The organism is Xanthomonas sp. D-109 (assembly GCF_017746095.1).
Lineage (GTDB): Bacteria > Pseudomonadota > Gammaproteobacteria > Xanthomonadales > Xanthomonadaceae > Xanthomonas_A > Xanthomonas_A sacchari.
This window is the reverse complement of record NZ_JAGHWV010000033.1, coordinates 1-455: the sequence shown is the minus strand read 5'-3', so window position 1 is coordinate 455 and position 455 is coordinate 1. Positions and strand designations below refer to the sequence as shown.

Here is a 455-nt window from a genome sequence, read left to right as displayed (position 1 = left end):
CCTCGGCCAGGTCGGCGGCGCTGGGCACGCTGCGCTCGATCCGCGGCGGCGGCGCACCCGCCGCGTACCACGCATAGAAGTCCAGGTCGTAGATCGCCGGCTCCGGTAGCGGCGCCGGCGGGTCGGCCGGCAGCGGCGGCGCGCTGGCGGTGTCCGACTCCGGCGGCAGCACTTCCACCTGCACCGGGCCGGTATCGCCCAGCGCCAGGCTCGCGTCGCTGCCGCCGGCCGCGGCCGCGGCACGGGAACGGTGCCAAGGCAGGCGGTCCCAGAACACGGTGCCGACCAGGGCCAGGACCACGACGGCGATCACCGCCCCGGCCAGGCGCGTGCGCAGGGCCGGGCGCGCGCCGCGGCGGCGTGGACGCGCCGCGGACGCGGCAGAGGCCGACGCGGGCGCCGCCGCGGCAGCGGGCGCCGTGCTGCCGGCGATCGCCGCATCGCGCAGCTGCGCC

General features: G+C 80.2%; 1 pseudogene. It reads right to left on the bottom strand.

From position 1 onward, the window contains the following. A pseudogene (locus tag J7357_RS20755) lies at nucleotides 1–455 on the bottom strand (hypothetical protein); the annotation flags it as partial.